The 16,718-nt window shown below is 65.6% G+C and carries 11 protein-coding genes; 7 read left to right on the forward strand and 4 right to left on the reverse strand.

The features are described from left to right. Positions 1-98 precede the first annotated feature (98 nt). Both LR961_RS12640 and LR961_RS12645 read right to left on the reverse strand, forming a co-directional pair. Positions 99-3,074 carry a TonB-dependent receptor gene (locus tag LR961_RS12640; RefSeq protein WP_232149710.1) on the reverse strand — a complete coding sequence of 992 codons (2,976 nt, stop codon included), beginning with the start codon at positions 3,072-3,074 and terminating at the stop codon, positions 99-101. Between the two features lie 123 nt (positions 3,075-3,197). After that, complete coding sequence (locus tag LR961_RS12645) at positions 3,198-6,560, reverse strand: TIM-barrel domain-containing protein (RefSeq protein WP_232149712.1); 3,363 nt, start codon at positions 6,558-6,560, stop codon at positions 3,198-3,200. Between the two features lie 322 nt (positions 6,561-6,882). Here LR961_RS12645 and LR961_RS12650 point away from each other — a divergent pair, with 322 nt between their 5' ends. From LR961_RS12650 to LR961_RS12680, 7 genes are all read left to right on the forward strand, one after another. Beyond that, complete coding sequence (locus tag LR961_RS12650; RefSeq protein ID WP_232149721.1) at positions 6,883-8,037, forward strand: SIS domain-containing protein; 1,155 nt, start codon at positions 6,883-6,885, stop codon at positions 8,035-8,037. After that, the gene (locus LR961_RS12655; RefSeq protein ID WP_232149723.1) at positions 8,030-8,968 is read left to right on the forward strand and encodes an ROK family protein; all 939 of its coding nucleotides are present in this window, start codon (positions 8,030-8,032) and stop codon (positions 8,966-8,968) included. Before LR961_RS12650 ends, LR961_RS12655 begins: the two co-directional genes overlap by 8 nt. Before the next feature lie 16 nt (positions 8,969-8,984). Beyond that, positions 8,985-10,301, forward strand: coding sequence for a D-tagatose-bisphosphate aldolase, class II, non-catalytic subunit (locus tag LR961_RS12660; RefSeq protein ID WP_232149725.1), 1,317 nt, complete (start codon positions 8,985-8,987; stop codon positions 10,299-10,301). Positions 10,302-10,352: 51 nt separating this feature from the next. Continuing rightward, entirely contained in the window at positions 10,353-11,129 is a 777-nt protein-coding gene (locus LR961_RS12665) for a DeoR family transcriptional regulator (protein ID WP_232149727.1), read from the forward strand. Beyond that, a complete protein-coding gene (nagA, locus tag LR961_RS12670; protein ID WP_232149737.1) occupies positions 11,126-12,250 on the forward strand; it encodes an N-acetylglucosamine-6-phosphate deacetylase in 1,125 nt (374 codons plus the stop codon). The genes LR961_RS12665 and nagA overlap by 4 nt, the downstream gene beginning before the upstream one ends. 77 nt (positions 12,251-12,327) lie before the next feature. After that, positions 12,328-14,127, forward strand: coding sequence for an MFS transporter (locus LR961_RS12675; RefSeq protein WP_232149739.1), 1,800 nt, complete (start codon positions 12,328-12,330; stop codon positions 14,125-14,127). A 109-nt stretch (positions 14,128-14,236) separates the two neighbouring features. After that, a complete protein-coding gene (locus LR961_RS12680) occupies positions 14,237-14,710 on the forward strand; it encodes a hypothetical protein (protein WP_232149741.1) in 474 nt (157 codons plus the stop codon). Positions 14,711-15,397: 687 nt separating this feature from the next. Here the strand turns inward: LR961_RS12680 and rplS are convergent. Together rplS and trmD are read right to left on the reverse strand one after the other, a co-directional pair. Continuing rightward, positions 15,398-15,814 carry a 50S ribosomal protein L19 gene (gene rplS, locus LR961_RS12685; protein ID WP_232149743.1) on the reverse strand — a complete coding sequence of 139 codons (417 nt, stop codon included), beginning with the start codon at positions 15,812-15,814 and terminating at the stop codon, positions 15,398-15,400. A gap of 134 nt (positions 15,815-15,948) precedes the next feature. Then, entirely contained in the window at positions 15,949-16,716 is a 768-nt protein-coding gene (trmD, locus tag LR961_RS12690) for a tRNA (guanosine(37)-N1)-methyltransferase TrmD (RefSeq protein WP_232149744.1), read from the reverse strand. Positions 16,717-16,718 lie beyond the last annotated feature (2 nt).

The raw sequence follows: 16,718 nt of genomic DNA on the forward strand, positions 1-16,718 counted from the left end.
AATCGTGCCGTTGCCGGCATGCGTATCGACACCGCGCTGACGGTGCCATCGTCCTCCCCTTCATGCAATGAAGGGGAGGACGCGGTGGCCCGGCATCGTCAGAACTTGTAGGTCGCCGTCACGCTGTAGATGCGACCGAAGTTGTTGGTGTAGCCGGCGAAGTTCATCCAGTCGTTCGGATCGTAGAACGGCAGGCGGTTGAACAGGTTCTTCACCGTCACGCCGACGCTCAGCTTCTCGATCGGACGCCAGTTCACGCTGAGGTTGGCCGTCCACCACGCCGGTGCGCCACCGCAATGGCCGGGCGCCAGATCCAGATAGCTGCCGGTGCAGGTCTGGGCGTTGTTGTCCTGCGCATCGATCTGGTCGTACGCCCACTTGGTACCACCGACGTAGTTGATGTAGAAGCCGGTATCCCAGTTGCCGTAGGTCCAGTTGGTGTTGAACGTGGCGCGCACCTTCGGGTTGTTGTAGTAGCCAACCAGGTTGCCGTAGTACCAACCGTCACCGTTGTCGGAGTTGTACATGTTGCGGTTGGCGATGGTCGCGGCCACGCCGATGTTCAGGCGGCCCCATTCACCCAGGTCGAAGCGGCTGCGCAGGTCCACGTCGAAGCCGTCGATCAGCGTGCGGCCGCGGTTGCTGTACTGGCCGATCACGCTGGCCACGTTGCCGGTGCTGTAACCGGGCAAGGTGGACGGACAGCTCACGCCGCTGGCCGGGTCGTTGCACATGTTGGCCAGCGCGGCCAGGTTGGACAGGTCGGTCTCGGTGATCGGGAAGCGGGTCATCGAATCGATGTCTTCTTCCTTGCTGTAATCCGGCGCGACGATCTCGTCGCGGCGGTACACGAACCAGTAGTCGGCCGACACCGACAGCCAGTCGGTCGGTTCAAACACGACACCGAGGGTTGCGATCTTGGCCTTTTCCGGCTCCAGGTCCTGGTTGGGCTGGGTCATGCGTGCCACGTTGCGGCTGCAATCACTGTTCCACAGGCTGTTGCCCAGATCCTGGTCGACGACACGGCTGGACTGCCGCAACAGGCCGGCGATCGCATTGGTCTCGTTGCAGCGGATCTCATCACGGTAGCCACCGATCTGTGCGTACACGCCACCACTGCCGGCTTCGGCCAGGCTGGGTGCACGGAAGCCTTCGGAGTAGGTACCGCGCAGCATCAGCTGCGGCAGTGCCTGGTACTTCAGGCCGATCTTCGGCGCGGCATTGGCGCTGAAGCCCGGGTACTTGTCCAGGCGCAACGCCAGGTCCATCTCCAGCTTCTCGGTGAGCGGCGCAACGGCTTCGGCAAACAGCGCGTAGGTGTTGCGCTTGCCGTCGAACCACGAGCCACCCTGCTGGGTGATCAGGCCGTTGGCGGCATCCGGGTTGCCCGGCGTGTAGAAGGTCTCGCGGGTGGCGTTGAAACCGAACGCGGCACGCACCTCACCTGCCGGCATGTTGAACAGCGGGCCTTCGATCTTGCCGTCCAGGGTGTGCAGGCGGGTCCACGACTCGATGTCGAAGGTCGGGAATGCTTCACGGATCAACGCGGCATTGGCTTCGCTGATCTCACCGAACTTGTAGGCCGGGTGATCGGAAATGATGACGCGACCGGTACCCGGATCGATCGTGTACGGTCCGAACGCTTTCTCGAAGCCCTTCAGGTGGACGTTGGTGGTCTGATAGGTGACCGAATGCGAACCGGCGGTAGCGAACGCGGTTTCCCAGTTCCAGTCACCGACGCTGCCGCGCAGGCCAGCCACCGCGCGGTAGCTCTCGTCGGTGTTGCGCTGGCCGAAATGGCCGCCGCCAACGTCTTGCAACAGGTAGCCCAGGCCGACCACGCCGCCCATCAGTGCCTTCATCTCGGGGCTGGCGTGGTTGTATTCGTTGTTCGGGCCGAGCCACGGGGTCAGGAACTGGTTGACCGTGTTGCCGGTGTTGCGCGAGAACCAGCTCTGCGGGTTGCCGGTGGTGGTGCCATAGGCGCGCGGCGTGCCGCCGTTGGCATGCAGGTCGATGTCGGTGTAGGTGACTTCGGCGAACGCCTCGGTGGCATCGTTGAGCTGGAAATGGCCGTTGACGTATGCGGTAACGCGCTTGGAGTCGGCACCACCATTGATCTGGCGGTTCATCCAGGTCTGCCAGATGCAGCGCGTGCCACTGGCTACCTGCAGCACGTTGTTGCAGCCCGGGGCAGCCTCATCCATCCGTGCCCCGGTCGTCGGGTCGATGGCGTAGTAGTAGCCGGGGTTGAACACACCCGGCGCACTGCCGGTATCCAGCCGCAGGTTCTTGATGTAATCCGGATTGTTGACGTAGAACTGCCCGGGGTTCTTGAGGTACCACTCGCTGTCGGGGATGCCATTGCGTTCATAGAGATTGACGCTGGCGTAGACGTTGTAGCCGTCCTCGACCATGTCGCCGAAGCCACCGGTGATGCTGGCCTGGGTTTCGCCGAACGAATCAAAGCGCGAGGCGGTGTCCCAGGTGCCGCTGACTTCCAGCCCCTGGTAGCTGCTCTTGGTGATGACGTTGATGACGCCGGCCACTGCATCGGTGCCGTACACCGCCGAAGCGCCATCGGTCAGCACTTCCATGCGCTCGATGACGGCGGCGGGAATGGCGTCGATGTTGACGAACTGGGTCTGGAAGCCGGCCGGCGCACCGTAGTACGACAGGCGACGCCCGTTGAGCAGCACCAGCGTGCCCTGCGCGCCAAGGCCGCGCAGGTTGGCCTGCGAGGCGCCGTCGGAACCGGTGAACAGCGACTTGGAATCCACCTGACCCGGCCGTGCGGCCGGCAGGTTGTCGAGCACCTGCAACAACGTGCGCGCGCCCATGTTCTCGATGTCCTGCTTGCTGATGACCTGCACCGGCGAGGCGGTTTCCACGTCGGTACGCTTGATGTTGGAACCGGTGACCTGGACGCGGGCCAGTTCGGTGGTCAAGTCCTTCTGCTCGCCCTCGGTGTCCTGCGCAAGCGCAGGGGCAACGACGGCAAACAGCGCGCTGGCAACGGCCAGCGATAAGGGGGCGAATGTACAGCGATGGGATTTGCGGTGGGCGGGCAACATCGGGTTCTCTCCTGGCTAAATCACGCAAAAACGGCAGTTGGCGGGGCAAAGCGGTCCCGGGCCACGGCCCAAAGGCCGTAGTCGGTGTGTTGCGGGGGGAGCTGCGGTGTTACGGGTAGTGGTTTACGGGGCGACGAGCTGCGCGGTGTCGCCCTCCTGGCCGATCAACACGGCGTTGGCCCAGTTGCCACATACCTGGGCAGGTTGGCTGCCCTGTGCACCCAGCGTGCGCAGGCTCAGTTGCGAAAGTCCGCGGATATCCAGCTCCGGCTTGACCACGCCCGGTGCCTTCACCAGGCCGCTGTCGTACAGCAGGCGACCATCGCCCCAGACCTGGAACTGCATGCCACCGGCCTGGCGGCACTGGTCGTCGATGCCGAGGTCGGCGCGCAACAGCTTCCATTGCCCCTTGATGGCCAGATCGATGCGGCTGTTCGTGCCTACACCCAGGCCACGACGGAACTGCAGGCCGTTCATGCGCATCGGCACATCGGCACTGAACGCACGGTCTGCGTGGACCGACGCGGCCAGCGCGGCCGGCAGCGGCAGTTGGGAGAGGAACTGCTGCTGCGCCGGCCGCTCGGCCGCTTGCTGCTCAAGGATATGGAAAGTGGACAAGGCAATCGGGCCGACGTCACGAGGCTGCAGTGCATCCACCGCACGCGCGGCAGTGCCCTGCGCGGCGGTCACCATCGGATCGCTGGCACCGGCGTTATCACCGTCCGGGTTCTGCACGCTGAGCACGCGGAAGCGCAGCAGACGGCCAGCGTGTGCCGGGAAGTCGATGCGCTGCACGCCTTCCTTCAGCTGCAGGTGGCCACGCGCGATGGGCTGGCCCCATTCGCCGTTGCTGTCGCCCATGTAGATTTCGTAATCGCGGACCTGGCCGTGCTTCCAGTGCTTGTCGTTGCGCGGTGCCAGTTCGATGCCGTCGATCAGCTTGCGCTCACCGAAGCCCACCACCCACTCGTGCGCGCCGGTACGGATGGCCTGGTTGCGCACGCTGCGGAACCACGTTGCCGGGTCGTCGTCGAAAGCGTTTTCCAGCGGATGGCCCGGCTCTTCGGCCGGACGGTTGACCACCAGCAGGCTGTCCGAAGGCAGCGCGCGGCCCAGTTCCGGTGCCGCCGGGAACACGTCATCGGCCAGCGCTGCGGCAACCGGGAAGTCCAACTGCAGTTGCAGCGGCTGACGGATGTCCTGCGTGGCGGTGCGCACATGCAGCGTGCCCTGACGCTCTTTCGCGTCGAAGTACCAGCCTTCCGCCGCGCCCTGCAAGGCGGCAGCGTCTGCCAGTTGCGTCAGGGCACGCCCACCCACCTGCACCGTACGCGGTGCCTGCCGGTTCAACACACGCAGGCCATAGCGACGCTGCGGCAGCTGGCCCTGGTACTGGCCCTGCACCGCATCGATGCGCACCTGCACCGGGCCACTGCCCTGCACCGGTGCCTGCACGTGGATCTGCTGGGTGCTCGATTCGCCCTTCTGGTAACGGCGGGTGCTGCCGTCGTCTTCGTACATCGTGTAGCTGGATTCGCCCTGCGGATACAGATCGAACGTCACTTCATCCAGCGGCTTTTCGCCATCGAACAGCATCTCCGGATGCATCGGCAGGATCGCACCGGCACGCACGAACACCGGCAGCGTCGCCAGTTCCACCTTGCGGTCAAGCTGGCGGCCAGCCGCCGGTGCCTGCACATGGCGGCCATCCCAATAGTCGTACCAGCCACCGGCCGGCAGATGGATGTCACGACGCCAGCCACGGCTCGCTGCCTGGCTGCGGTAGACCGGCGCCACCAGCAGCTCGCGGCCGAGCAGGAACTGGTACTTGTAGGTTTCGTCCTGCGCATGTGGGTCGTTGGGGAAATCCCACATCAGCCCGCGCACCGGCGGTGCGCCGCTCTGCGCAGCGTCATGCACCAGGCCGTACATGTACGGCGTAAGGCGCATCTTCAGCTTGAGGTAGTCGCGGTTGATGCTGCGGTACGGCTCGTCGAACGCCCATGGATGCTTGCGCGCGTTCGACGACCAGCCCGACATGCCCATCAGCACCGGCGTGAACGTCTTCCATTGCAGGTCGCGGGTGAAGGTCTCGGCGCTGCCGCCGAAGATCGCATCCACATCACCGCTGGCATAGGCCATGCCCGACAGGCCCGAACCGACCAGGGTCGGCACGTGCCAGCGGATGTAATCCCAACTGCTGCTCTGGTCGCCGGTCCAGGCCACCGCGTAACGCTGGATGCCGGCCCAGCCCATCACCGTCCACAGGAACGGACGTGAGTCGGAGTTGTCGAGGATGCCGTTGAAGGCCTGCTGGTTGGCGTCCATCGCGAACTGGTAGCCGTGGCCGGTCCAGGCCACATCCAGCTTCTGCACCCGGCTGCCGGCCTTGCCCACTTCCCAGGCAATCTTGTCCACGCCGTTCTCGGTCCACAGGCCGGTCTTGAAGCCGTGCTTGGCCAAGCCCTGCACGGTCTCCGGCAACTGTTTGTAGCCGCAGCCATAACCGTCGTTGGGCAGGATCCAGCCGCCGGGCATATCGTTTTCGCGGTACTTGGCTGCGACGCTGTCGATCACGTCCGGCGTGGTGCCGGTGGGGCCGTCACTCCAGCCTTCGGGCACGGAGCCGGGCTTCTTGCTGTTGTCGCCATCGTTGTAGCAATCGGCATCGCCGTAGGACAGCGCCCAGCGCGCGACCAGATTCGGCCGCCCGGTCAGCTGCGTGTAGCGCTCCAGCAGGCGCTGCAGGTCGGCACCGACGAAGTAGTACGCATCGAAGCGGTCCTCGCGGTGCAGCAGCGTGGCCTGGTCGGGCTGGCGCAGGTCGTAGCTGCCATCGCTCCAGGTGTTGCGCAACATGCCCCAGCCGCGCGAGCTGAGCAGCATCGGGGCCGGGCTCGGGCGGTCGCCCTCTTCCCAGCCACCGGAATAGGAGACCTCAAGTTCGCGGCCCTTGAACTGGAACTTCCCGTTCTGCTGGCCACCGCCGTAGAACGCCTCATCGGCCTGCGAGGACAACACCTGCACGCTCTGCTCGGCGCCCAGGTCCAACGGTTGCAGTTCCTGCCACAGCGGCACTGCCTGCGCGCCATCCAGTCGTTCCAGGCGCAGCTGCAACGGCTGGCGTTGCACGTGCAGCACCAGTTTCGAAGTGCGCACGCGGATCTCGTTGGCGTCTTCTTCCAGCTGCGCCTGCACCTGCGCGGCCGACTGCGGCAATACGATGGGCGCGGCCTTGTCGCCGGCACCGCTGAGCTTGCCGTTGCGCCCGGCATGCACGCGCACGATGTCCTCGGCCAGCACTTCAATGCGCAACGTGCCGCCGTTGTCGGTACGCAGCTCCCAGGCACGCAGGCCGTCGCGGCCATCCGCGGCCGTCACCGTGCGCAGATTGCCCAGCGGCTCGGCCTGTGCCGGCACCACCGGCACAAGCATCGCGCCCAACAGGGCCGCCAGCAGCGGTGAACGACGTACCTGGATCTGCACCTGGTTTCCCCCGGCCCGTTCAACGGGCGTTGCAATTGCCGATGCGGCCGACTCTAGGGCAGCGATTTGAAAGATGTCAACAAAATGAAAGCAAAAAGTAAGTTGTATTTCCTTAAAACGAAAGTTTGTGCAAAGCACCACTTTGTATTCGCCTAAGAATCGCCCTATTTATCTGCATCGAAAGCAGACTCTTGGCGAGCTTTCGTTTTTCGTACAGCCCGCTCATCGCAAACAAATGATCCCAGTATCTTTCTTTTTACTTTCGCTATTTGACATTCCGAAAGAAAACGATGATCGTGCGCTGGCTCAACAGGAACCCCGAATGGACGCCACATTGCTTTCCGATCTGTCCGCCTGGCAGCGCCTGGGCGGCGCCGACACCGCCACCGAAATCGCACAGCAACCGCAGCTGTGGGAGACGCTTGCCGATTCCCTCTCCGACGCCCAGGCACGTGTGCAGGCCTTCCTTGGCCAGCGCCTGTCCGACCCCGCGCAGCGCGTGATCTTCACCGGCGCAGGCAGCTCAGGCTTCATCGCCGAGATGGCCGCCGATGCACTCAACGCGCAATGGCCGGCGGAAATCCGCGCCGTGCATACCACCAGCCTGCTTACCCACCCGGCGCTGTACCTGCAGCGCGAACGCCCGACCCTGCTGGTCTCGTTCGGCCGCAGCGGCTCCAGCCCGGAAAGCGTGGCGGCAGTGGAGCGCGTGCGCGCCGACGTTGATGACGCACGCTTCCTGGACATCACCTGCAATGCCGATGGCGAGCTGGCCCGCCGTGGCGCCGGGCGTGAGGACACCTGCACGCTGCTGATGCCGGCCGTCTCGTGCGACCGTGCCTTCGCCATGACCAGCAGCCTGACCTGCATGCTGCTGACCGCACTGACCGTGTTCGACAACAGCGACTGGGCCACGCGCACCGCCCGCCTGAAGCAGGTTGCAGCGCTGGCGCGCGAGGCCATCGCGCAGTGGGATGCGCCGGTGGCCGCGCTGGCCGCGCAACCGTTCGATCGCGTGATCTACCTGGCCAGCGGCCCGTTGGAAGCGCTCGCCCGCGAAGCCGCACTCAAGGTGCTGGAACTCACCGCCGGGCGCGTGCTGGCACTGGCCAACACGCCACTGGGCTTCCGCCATGGCCCCAAGTCCACGCTCAACGCGCAGACGCTGGTGGTCATGCTGCGCAGTGCCCAGCCGTTGGCACGCCGTTACGAACAGGACCTGCTGGAAGAGCTGCGCAATGACGGCGTGGCCGGCAAGGTGCTGTCGGTCGGCCCGCGCGTGGACGCTGTCGGCAACGATGACCACACGCTGCCGGTGCCGGCACTGCCGGACAACTGGCTGGCGCCGGTCTGGCTGACCTTCGCGCAGTTGTATGCGCTGCAGCGTTCTGCCGCACTCGGCCTGACCCCGGACAACCCGTTCCCGGACGGTACCGTCAACCGCGTGGTCAAGGGCGTCACCATCCACCATGACTGAGTCCACCGCCACGGCTTGCTACGGTATCGACATCGGCGGCACCAAGATCGAACTGGTGGCCTGCGCGGCGGACATGCAGGTGACGTGGCGCAAACGCATCGCCACCCCGCAGGGCGACTACTCCGCCTTCCTGCTGGCGGTGACGGAACTGGTCGCCAGCGCCGATGCCGAACACGGTCGCGCTGCCGATGCCATCGGCATCGCCCTGCCCGGCGTGCGCGACCGCCAAAGCGGCCGCCAGCTCAGTGCCAACGTACCGGCACTCACCGGCCAGTGCGTGGCGCAGGACCTGAGCAACCGACTGCAGCGCCCGCTGCATTTCGGCAACGACCTTCAGTGCTTCGCCTTGTCTGAAGCGCACGGCGGTGCGGCCGATGGCTACCCGAGCATGTTCGGCGCCATCCTCGGCACCGGTGCCGGTGGCGGTTACTGCGTGCAGGGCCGGCTGATCAGCGGCTTCAATGGGCTGGCCGGCGAATGGGGCCACTGGAGCGTTCCGGCCAACCTGCTGCAACGCCACGGTCTGCCATTGCTCGATTGCGGTTGCGGACTGCGCGGCTGCGTGGAGCGTTATGTCTCCGGCAGCGGCGTGGCGATGATCGAACGCCATCTCGGCGGCAACGCCGCCAATGCCAGTGACGTGATTGCACTGGCCGATGCCGGCGATATCCGCGCACGCCAGGCGCTGGACATCCATCGTGACCTGCTCGGCCACAGCTTCGCCGCGCTGATCCTGGCGCTGGACCCGCACGTCATTGTGCTCGGTGGTGGCCTGTCGCAGTACGCGCCGCTGTACCAGCAGCTGCCGGCCGCCATCGCCACGCATCTGTTCAAGGGCGTGCAGGTGCCGCCGATCGTCCCGCCCCGCTTCGGCGATGCCGGTGGTGCACGTGGCGCCGCCCTGCTTGCCTGCCAACCCGCTTTTTCCTGATTCCGGGAGTTGATCCATGTCGCCGCTGCAAACCCTGCTTGCTTCCCATCGCCAAGGCCACAACGTCGGCCTGTACAGCGTCTGCTGCAGCAACGAACACGTGCTGCGCGCCGCCATGCAGGTCGCTCTGAAGTACGCCACACCGCTGCTGATCGAAGCCACCTCCAACCAGGTGGACCAGTTTGGTGGCTACACCGGCATGACCCCACCGCAGTACCGCGACTACGTGCAGCAACTGGCCGATCAAGAAGGTTTCCCACGTGAGCGGCTGATCCTGGGCGGCGACCATCTCGGCCCCAACGCCTGGCAGAAGCAACCGGCCGCCGAAGCCATGGCCAATGCACGGGTGCTTATCGAAGCTTATGTCGGCGCCGGTTTCCACAAGATCCATCTGGACTGCAGCATGTCCTGCGCCGATGACCCGACGCCGCTGCCGGATGCCATCGTCGCCGCCCGCTCGGCCGAACTGGCCGTCATCGCCGAACGCACCGCCACTGAAAACGGGCTGCCGCTGCCGGTCTACGTGATCGGCACCGAAGTGCCAATCCCGGGCGGCGAAGCCTCGCTCGAAGGCGGCCTTGCCGTCACCACGCCAGCTGCCGCCGCGCAGACGCTGGCCATCCACCAGCAGGCTTTCGACACGCCGGAACTACGCGATGCCTGGCAGCGGGTGATCGCGATGGTGGTGCAGCCGGGCGTGGATTTCGACCACAGCAGCGTGCACGACTACGACCCGCTCGCCGCCAGCGAACTGGCCGATTTCCTCGAACAACAACCGCGCATCGTGTTTGAAGCGCACTCCACCGATTACCAGCGCGAATCCGGCCTACACGCTTTGGTGCGCGACCACTTCGCCATCCTCAAGGTCGGCCCGGCCGCCACCTTCGCCTATCGCGAGGCGCTGTTCGCGCTGGCTGCGATCGAAGCGCAGCTGCTGCCCGCCGAACAATGCTCGCAGCTGCCGCAGGTGCTGGACCAGGTGATGCTGGCCAAGCCGAAAAACTGGCAGGCGCATTACCACGGCGATGAGGCCACGTTGCGCCTGCTGCGCGCCTACGCCTTCAGCGACCGCTGCCGTTACTACTGGGGCGAGCCGGCGCTGGTCAGCGCCGTGCAGACGCTGTTCGCCAATCTGGAACGACACAGCCCGCCGCTGGTGCTGCTCAGCCAGCATCTGCCCGAGCAGTTCCGCGCCGTGCGCAGCGGCCTGCTGGCCAACCGCCCCGAGGCGCTGGTGCAGCACCACGTTGGCCTGTGCCTGGGCGAATACGCGCGCGCCTGCAGCTCCAACCAGGCCGGTCCACGCAAGCAAAGCGAAAGAAATCGAGCCTGATTCCTTGCGAAAAGGTACCCTGCGTCTTTCCATGCGAAACGAGCCATGACCATGCGCAACACCCGCTCCCGCCGCCAGCAGATCCTGCAGCGCCTGATCGAACAGGGCACGGTGCAGGTATCGGAGCTGGTCGAGCAGTTCGGCGTGTCGGCGGTGACCATCCGCACCGACCTGGGCCAGATCGAATCGCAGGGCCTGGCCACGCGCACCCACGGCGGCGCCACGTTGGTGCGCCTGCCGCCGCAGGAGCAGGACATCCACGAGAAGGATGCGCTGAACCTGTCGCTGAAAGAGTCCATCGGCATGCGCGCAGCGCAGCTGGTGCAGCCGGGCGAGAACATCATCATCGACTCCGGCTCCACCACCATGACCCTGGCCCGCCACCTGCGCGCGCACCGCGAGGTGACGGTGATGACCAACGGCCTGAACATCGCCTGGGAACTGGCCAATGCGCCGGGCGTGAACGTGCTGCTGACCGGCGGCCTGCTGCGCAAGCAGTCGTTGTCGCTGCAAGGCAGCCAGGCCGAAGCCAGCCTGACCTCCTACAGCTTCGACACGCTGTTCCTGGGCGTGGATGGGCTGGACCTGCAGTTCGGACTGACCACGCACGACGAAGGCGAAGCCCGCCTCAATCACCGCATGGTCGAACGCGCGCGGCGCATCGTGGTGCTGACCGACGCCTCCAAGTTCGGCCGCGTCAGCCTGCACCGCATCGCCCGCCTCGATCAGATCCACACGATCATCACCGACACCGGCCTGGACGATGCCACCCGCGAGGGCCTGCAACGCCAGGGGATCGAGGTGATCACTGCCGAGCCACCGCCATGACCGAACTTCATTCCCTGCACGGCCGCATCCTCACCCCGCTGGGCTGGCGCCGCGGCCATGTCCACTTCGACCAGCAGATCCGCATGCTGGAAGTGGAGGACCACGCCGGCGATGCCGCCAGCCTGCCGGCGATCCTGCCCGGCTTCATCGACCTGCACGTGCATGGCGCAGCCGGCGTTGACCTGATGCAGGGCGGCGACGTTGCCCGCACCATCGCCCGCACCCATGCACGGCATGGCACCACCACCCTGCTTGGCACGACCATGACCGCCGCGTTCGAGGAAATCGAAAGCGCACTACGCGGACTGGCGCAGGTCATCGCCGCACCGGATGCGGACGCTGCGCAGATCATCGGCGTGCATCTGGAAGGCCCGTTCATCAGCCCGCAACGGCTCGGCGCACAACCGCCGCGCACCCTCGAAGCCACACTCGAATCGGTGCAGCACCTGCATGCACTGGCGCCGATCAAGGTGCTCACCATCGCCCCGGAAATCGGCCAGCACACCGCGCTGATTCCGGCGCTGGCGGCGATGGGCATCCGCGTGCAGGTCGGCCACAGCGCCGGCACCTATGAAGATGCCGTGGCCGCGCTGCAGGCCGGTGCCACCGGCTTCACCCATCTGTTCAACGGCATGACCGGCGTGGATCACCGCAACCCCGGCATCGCCGCCGCTGCGTTGGCGCATGCCGAATACGCCGAGTTGATTCCCGACCTTGAGCACGTGCACCGCGGCGTGATCCGTCTGGCCGCGCGTGCCATTCCGCGCCTGTACGCGGTCACTGATGCCACCGCCGCCACCGGCATGCCCGATGGCGAGTACGCACTGGGCGAGCAGCGCGTGCACAAGTGCATGGGCTGCGTACGCCTGGCCAGCGGCTCGCTGGCCGGCAGCGCGCTGACCATGGACCAGGCGCTGCGCAACCTGGTCGAGGTCGGCCTGGACCTGGCCGATGCCTCGCAGCGTGTTTCCACCTTCCCCGCCGATTACCTGGCACTGGAAGACCGCGGCCGCATTGCCCCCGGTCTGCGCGCGGACATGGTCGTGCTCAGTGCGGACCTGCAACTGCAGCAGGTCTGGGCCAACGGTCATCAGATCGACCTGCACTCACCGCTGCCTTGATGTCCTCACCGGTGCGCATTGCGCGCACCGGCATCCACCGCGCAACCGCGCACCATGCCTGCTCCCGGAGCGCCCCGATGACCGATACCGCCTTCGCCGTACCCGCCACCGAGGCCGCCCCGCGCTGGCCGGTGCGCTACCTGCTCTTCATCGCCGGCCTTGGCGGCCTGCTGTACGGCATCGACATCGGCATCATCGCCGGCGCGCTGCCCTATCTGGAGGCAACCGCCAGTCACGCCTGGCAGCTGAGCAGCCAACAGCTTGGTTTCGTGGTCGCGGCAGTGCTGCTGGGCAGCGTGTTGTCCTCCCTGTTCGCCGGCCTGATCGCCGACCTGATCGGCCGGCGTGGCGCGATGCTGCTGGCCGGCCTGCTGTTCACCGCCAGCATTCCGATCATGGCGCTGGCCTCGGGCTACACACCGCTGCTGCTGGGGCGCCTGTTGCAGGGCGTCAGCGGCGGCCTGATCGGCGTGGTGGTGCCGCTGTATCTGGCCGAAGTACTGGCACCGGAGCGGCGCGGCCGTGGCGCGGCGATGTTCCAACTGCTACTGACGATCGGTCTGGTATTGGCCGCATTGATCGGCCTGTATCACGCCCATGCAGTGGACGCGGCCAGCGACTCGGTGCGCAACCTGCCGCTGGTGCAGCAGGCGCAGCAGATGTTTGAAGTGAAGGACAGCGCCTGGCGCACCATCTTCTGGAGCTGCCTGCTGCCGGGCGTGGTGTTCTGCATCGGCGTGTTGTGGTTGAACGAATCACCGCGCTGGCTGGTGCAACGTGGCCGCCTGGATGCCGCACGCCGCAGCCTGCAACGCACCGTGCCGGCCAGCCAGGTGGAAAGCACCCTGGCGCAGATCCAGGTGCCGGCCGTGGCCCAGGCCGATGGCAAGCGTGACCGGCTCTTCAGCCGCCGCTACATGGTGCCGTTCCTGCTGGCCTGCCTGGTGCTGGCCTTCACCCAGGCCACCGGCATCAACTCGGTGCTGGCGTATGCGGTCAACATCCTCAACCAGGCCGGCCTGCCCGGCGCGGCGGCCAACGGCGCGGACGTAGCAATCAAACTGCTCAACGCGGTGATGACCGTGGTGGCCTTGCTGCTGGTGGACCGCAAGGGCCGCAAGTTCCTGCTGATGCTCGGCAGCGGCGGCATCTGCATCGCCCTGCTCGCCTCGGCAATGTTGTTCTTCAAGGCCGAACAGGGCCGCGCCGACCTGCAACCGCAATTGCAGCAGATGGTGAGCAGTGATCGCCTGCAACTGGAGCTGGACCCCAGCCGCTGGCAGCAGTTGGCTGGCGCCCGCATGCGCAGCGAGCAACCGCTGCAACTGACCGTGTCCTACGCCTACGGCGGCTTCAGCGACGTGCGCTCCCTGCGCAGCGACAACGCCAGTGACCACCAGTTGCTGATCGAGCGCGACGCCACCGTGCGTGCGGACAGCGTCATCGGCAGCTTCTTCCGCCGCCTGCATCTGAATCCCTTCCCCGATCCGGTTGCCGCAGCCAGCGCCCCGCTGCGCATCGACCAGGCCTGGCTCGGCCCGGTACCGGCCACCTCGCACGGCTGGCTGGTAGCCGCCTGCATCCTGGTGTTCGTAGCTTTCTTCGCGGTCGGCCCGGGCGTGTGCGTGTGGCTGGCGCTGTCGGAACTGATGCCCAACCGCATCCGCTCCAACGGCATGAGCATCGCATTGCTGATCAACCAGTTCGTCTCCACCACGATCGCCGCGGTGTTCCTGCCAACGGTTGGTCACTATGGTTATTCCAGCATGTTCCTGTTCTGGGCCGGCTGCACCTTCGTGTTCTTCCTGATCGCCACCTTCTGGCTGCCGGAAACCAAGGGCAAGACGCTGGAGCAGATCGAAGCCCACTTCCGCTGAGGACAGCGGCCGCTCGCCAGCTACGAGCTTCGGCGAGCGGCCCACCTCATCCGATGGCAAGCTGACGGCTTCGCCCGGCGCAGACCGGGCAACCACCACGAAGCTACCCATGAAGCACGCCCATGTATGGAAGCAGACCGGCTCGCTTGTTCTCTGGTACTACACCGAGAACGAACGCAATTACCCGGGCTGGCATCTGACTGCGGATACCGAAGGGTGCCGCTCACTGATCGCACTGCTCGATGCCCTGGCCAATGATGGCGAGCCAGCAATGCGGACCTTCCAGATCAAGCCGCCGACAGCCGCGCACCTTGCCGTACCCAACAACAGGGCCGGCCACGCCGCATGGCATGCCCCGGGCAAACTGAAACTGGCGTTCTCCAGCGATCCATGCGAATGGAAGTTTCCCGTTAAGCAAGAACTGGCCGTTCTTGCATTGGGCGCTGAACCACTGAGGGCAATGCGCAACGGGCTGGAGGATGTGCTGCAGGGCCGCGGCGACTATTGCATCGATGTTCCCCACAGGAACTGCGCACCACTCTGGTTCTGGTGGTGGCCGAAATCTGCCATCGGACGGGAGTGAGGTCCGTGCAGCCATTCAACGGACCGGCAACAGCCGCCCTCATCCGCCCCTTCGGGGCACCTTCTCCCGCAAGCGGGAGAAGGGAGTAAGCAGCATGGCCTTGCACGGAAACTGCATCAGGCAAGCCTCCGGCGCGGGAGCGCCTGACTACTCACTTCCCTCGTAAGCGGGAGAAGGAGTAAGTGGCCCGGTCGTGCACGGAAACCTCATCCGGCAAGCCTCCAACGCGGAGGCCCCGACGCCCCCCTTCTCCCGTAAGCAGGAGAAGAGAATGACCGGCCCGGCTGTATACGGAAATGGCATTAGGCAAGCCTCCAGAATGCGGATGCTCGGCGACTCCCTTCTTTCGTAAGCAGAAGAAGGGAGTGAATAGCCCGACTGTGCATGGAATCGGCATCAGGCAAGCCTCTGACGCTGGAGCGCCTGGCTACCCTTTCTCCCGTAAACGGGAGAAAGGGAACAAGCGGCCCGACTGCGCGCGGAAGCTGCATCAGGCAAGCCTTCGACGCTAGCGGGCCTGACCACTCTCCCATCTCCCGCCTGCGGGAGAAGGTGCCCCGCAGGGGCGGATGAGGGGAAGGCGCAAAGCGCCGCAGCTCTCCCGCTTTCTCAAACCCCAAACCCGCAAACGCAAACGGCCGCCCGAAGGCGGCCGTTGCAGCATGCAGGCGAACCTGCGTGCGGGTATTACTCGGCGGAAGCAGCAGCCTTGGCAGCCAGGCGGGCAGCCTTGGCCTGCTGGGCAGCAGCCAGATCTTCCTTGATGCGAGCAGCCTTGCCTTCCAGGCCACGCAGGTAGTACAGCTTGCCGGCGCGAACCTTACCGCGGCGCTTGACTTCGACCGAGTCGATCATCGCGCTGTGGGTCTGGAAAACGCGCTCAACGCCGTAGCCGTGCGAGATCTTGCGCACGGTGAAAGCGGAGTTCAGGCCGGCATTCTTGGTGCCGATCACGACGCCTTCGTATGCCTGCACGCGCTCGCGGTTGCCTTCCTTGACCTTCACGTTCACCACGACGATGTCGCCCTGGCTGAACTTCGGCAGTTCGCGGGTGACCTGGGCGGATTCGAACTCCGCGACGATGGACTTGTTCAGCTTGCTCATTGGATTACACCGATTCTTCGGGGTGGGCGTGTCGTTTGACAGCGTGGTCTTATGCAGTCACCGAATTGCGCTGCACGTTTGTTGTTTTGTTTCCAACATCAGCCAAGCGGCCGATGGGAACTCGTAATTCTAGCCTATTGATTGCCCTTGGCGCCACTATCTGCGGCAAGCGCCTCGCGGGCCTCGGCCAGCAGCTTGCGGTCGGCCTTGCCCAGCCCGGCCTCGTCCAGCAGATCAGGGCGGCGCAGCGCGGTACGGATCAGCGACTGCTGCCGGCGCCAGCGCGCGATCGCGGCGTGGTTCCCGGAGCGCAGCACGTCTGGCACCTCGCCCAGCACATGACTGGAAGGCTGGCTGTAATGCGGGCAGTCGAGCAGGCCATCACCCTCGAAACTATCCTGAACAGCCGATTCAGCATCATTCAGAGCGCCGTCCTGCAACCGGGTGACCGCATCGATGATCACCGCCGCACCCAGCTCACCGCCAGACAGCACGTAATCACCGAGGGAGATTTCCTCGTCCACCTCGGCCGCCAGGAAGCGCTCGTCCACGCCCTCGTAGCGTCCGCACAACAGGATCATGCGCGGCAGTGCTGCCAGTTCACGGACCTTGGCCTGGGTCAACGGCCGCCCCTGCGGGCTGAGGTAGATCAACGGCGCCGGCTGCGGATCAGCCGCACGCGCTGCGGCCAGCGCGGCACGCAACGGCTCGATCAGCATCACCATGCCCGGGCCACCACCGAACGGACGGTCGTCCACCCGGCGGTAGTTGCCCTCGGCGTAGTCGCGCGGGTTCCAGCCATGCAGTTCAAGCAGGCCGCGCTCCTGCGCACGCCCGACCACGCCAAGCGCGGCGGACTGGGCGAGGAACTCGGGGAACAGGCTGATGACGTCGACGCGCACGG

Source organism: Stenotrophomonas sp. SY1, from assembly GCF_021202945.1.
Classification (GTDB): Bacteria; Pseudomonadota; Gammaproteobacteria; order Xanthomonadales; family Xanthomonadaceae; genus Stenotrophomonas.

Bases quoted from the DNA above. Each gene is read 5' to 3' on its own strand.
- LR961_RS12640 (WP_232149710.1), bottom strand. From the start codon at position 3,074: ATGTTGCCCGCCCACCGCAAATCCCATCGCTGTACATTCGCCCCCTTA.
- LR961_RS12650 (WP_232149721.1), top strand. From the start codon at position 6,883: ATGGACGCCACATTGCTTTCCGATCTGTCCGCCTGGCAGCGCCTGGGC.
- LR961_RS12655 (WP_232149723.1), top strand. From the start codon at position 8,030: ATGACTGAGTCCACCGCCACGGCTTGCTACGGTATCGACATCGGCGGC.
- LR961_RS12660 (WP_232149725.1), top strand. From the start codon at position 8,985: ATGTCGCCGCTGCAAACCCTGCTTGCTTCCCATCGCCAAGGCCACAAC.
- LR961_RS12665 (WP_232149727.1), top strand. From the start codon at position 10,353: ATGCGCAACACCCGCTCCCGCCGCCAGCAGATCCTGCAGCGCCTGATC.
- nagA (WP_232149737.1), top strand. From the start codon at position 11,126: ATGACCGAACTTCATTCCCTGCACGGCCGCATCCTCACCCCGCTGGGC.
- LR961_RS12675 (WP_232149739.1), top strand. From the start codon at position 12,328: ATGACCGATACCGCCTTCGCCGTACCCGCCACCGAGGCCGCCCCGCGC.
- LR961_RS12680 (WP_232149741.1), top strand. From the start codon at position 14,237: ATGAAGCACGCCCATGTATGGAAGCAGACCGGCTCGCTTGTTCTCTGG.
- rplS (WP_232149743.1), bottom strand. From the start codon at position 15,814: ATGAGCAAGCTGAACAAGTCCATCGTCGCGGAGTTCGAATCCGCCCAG.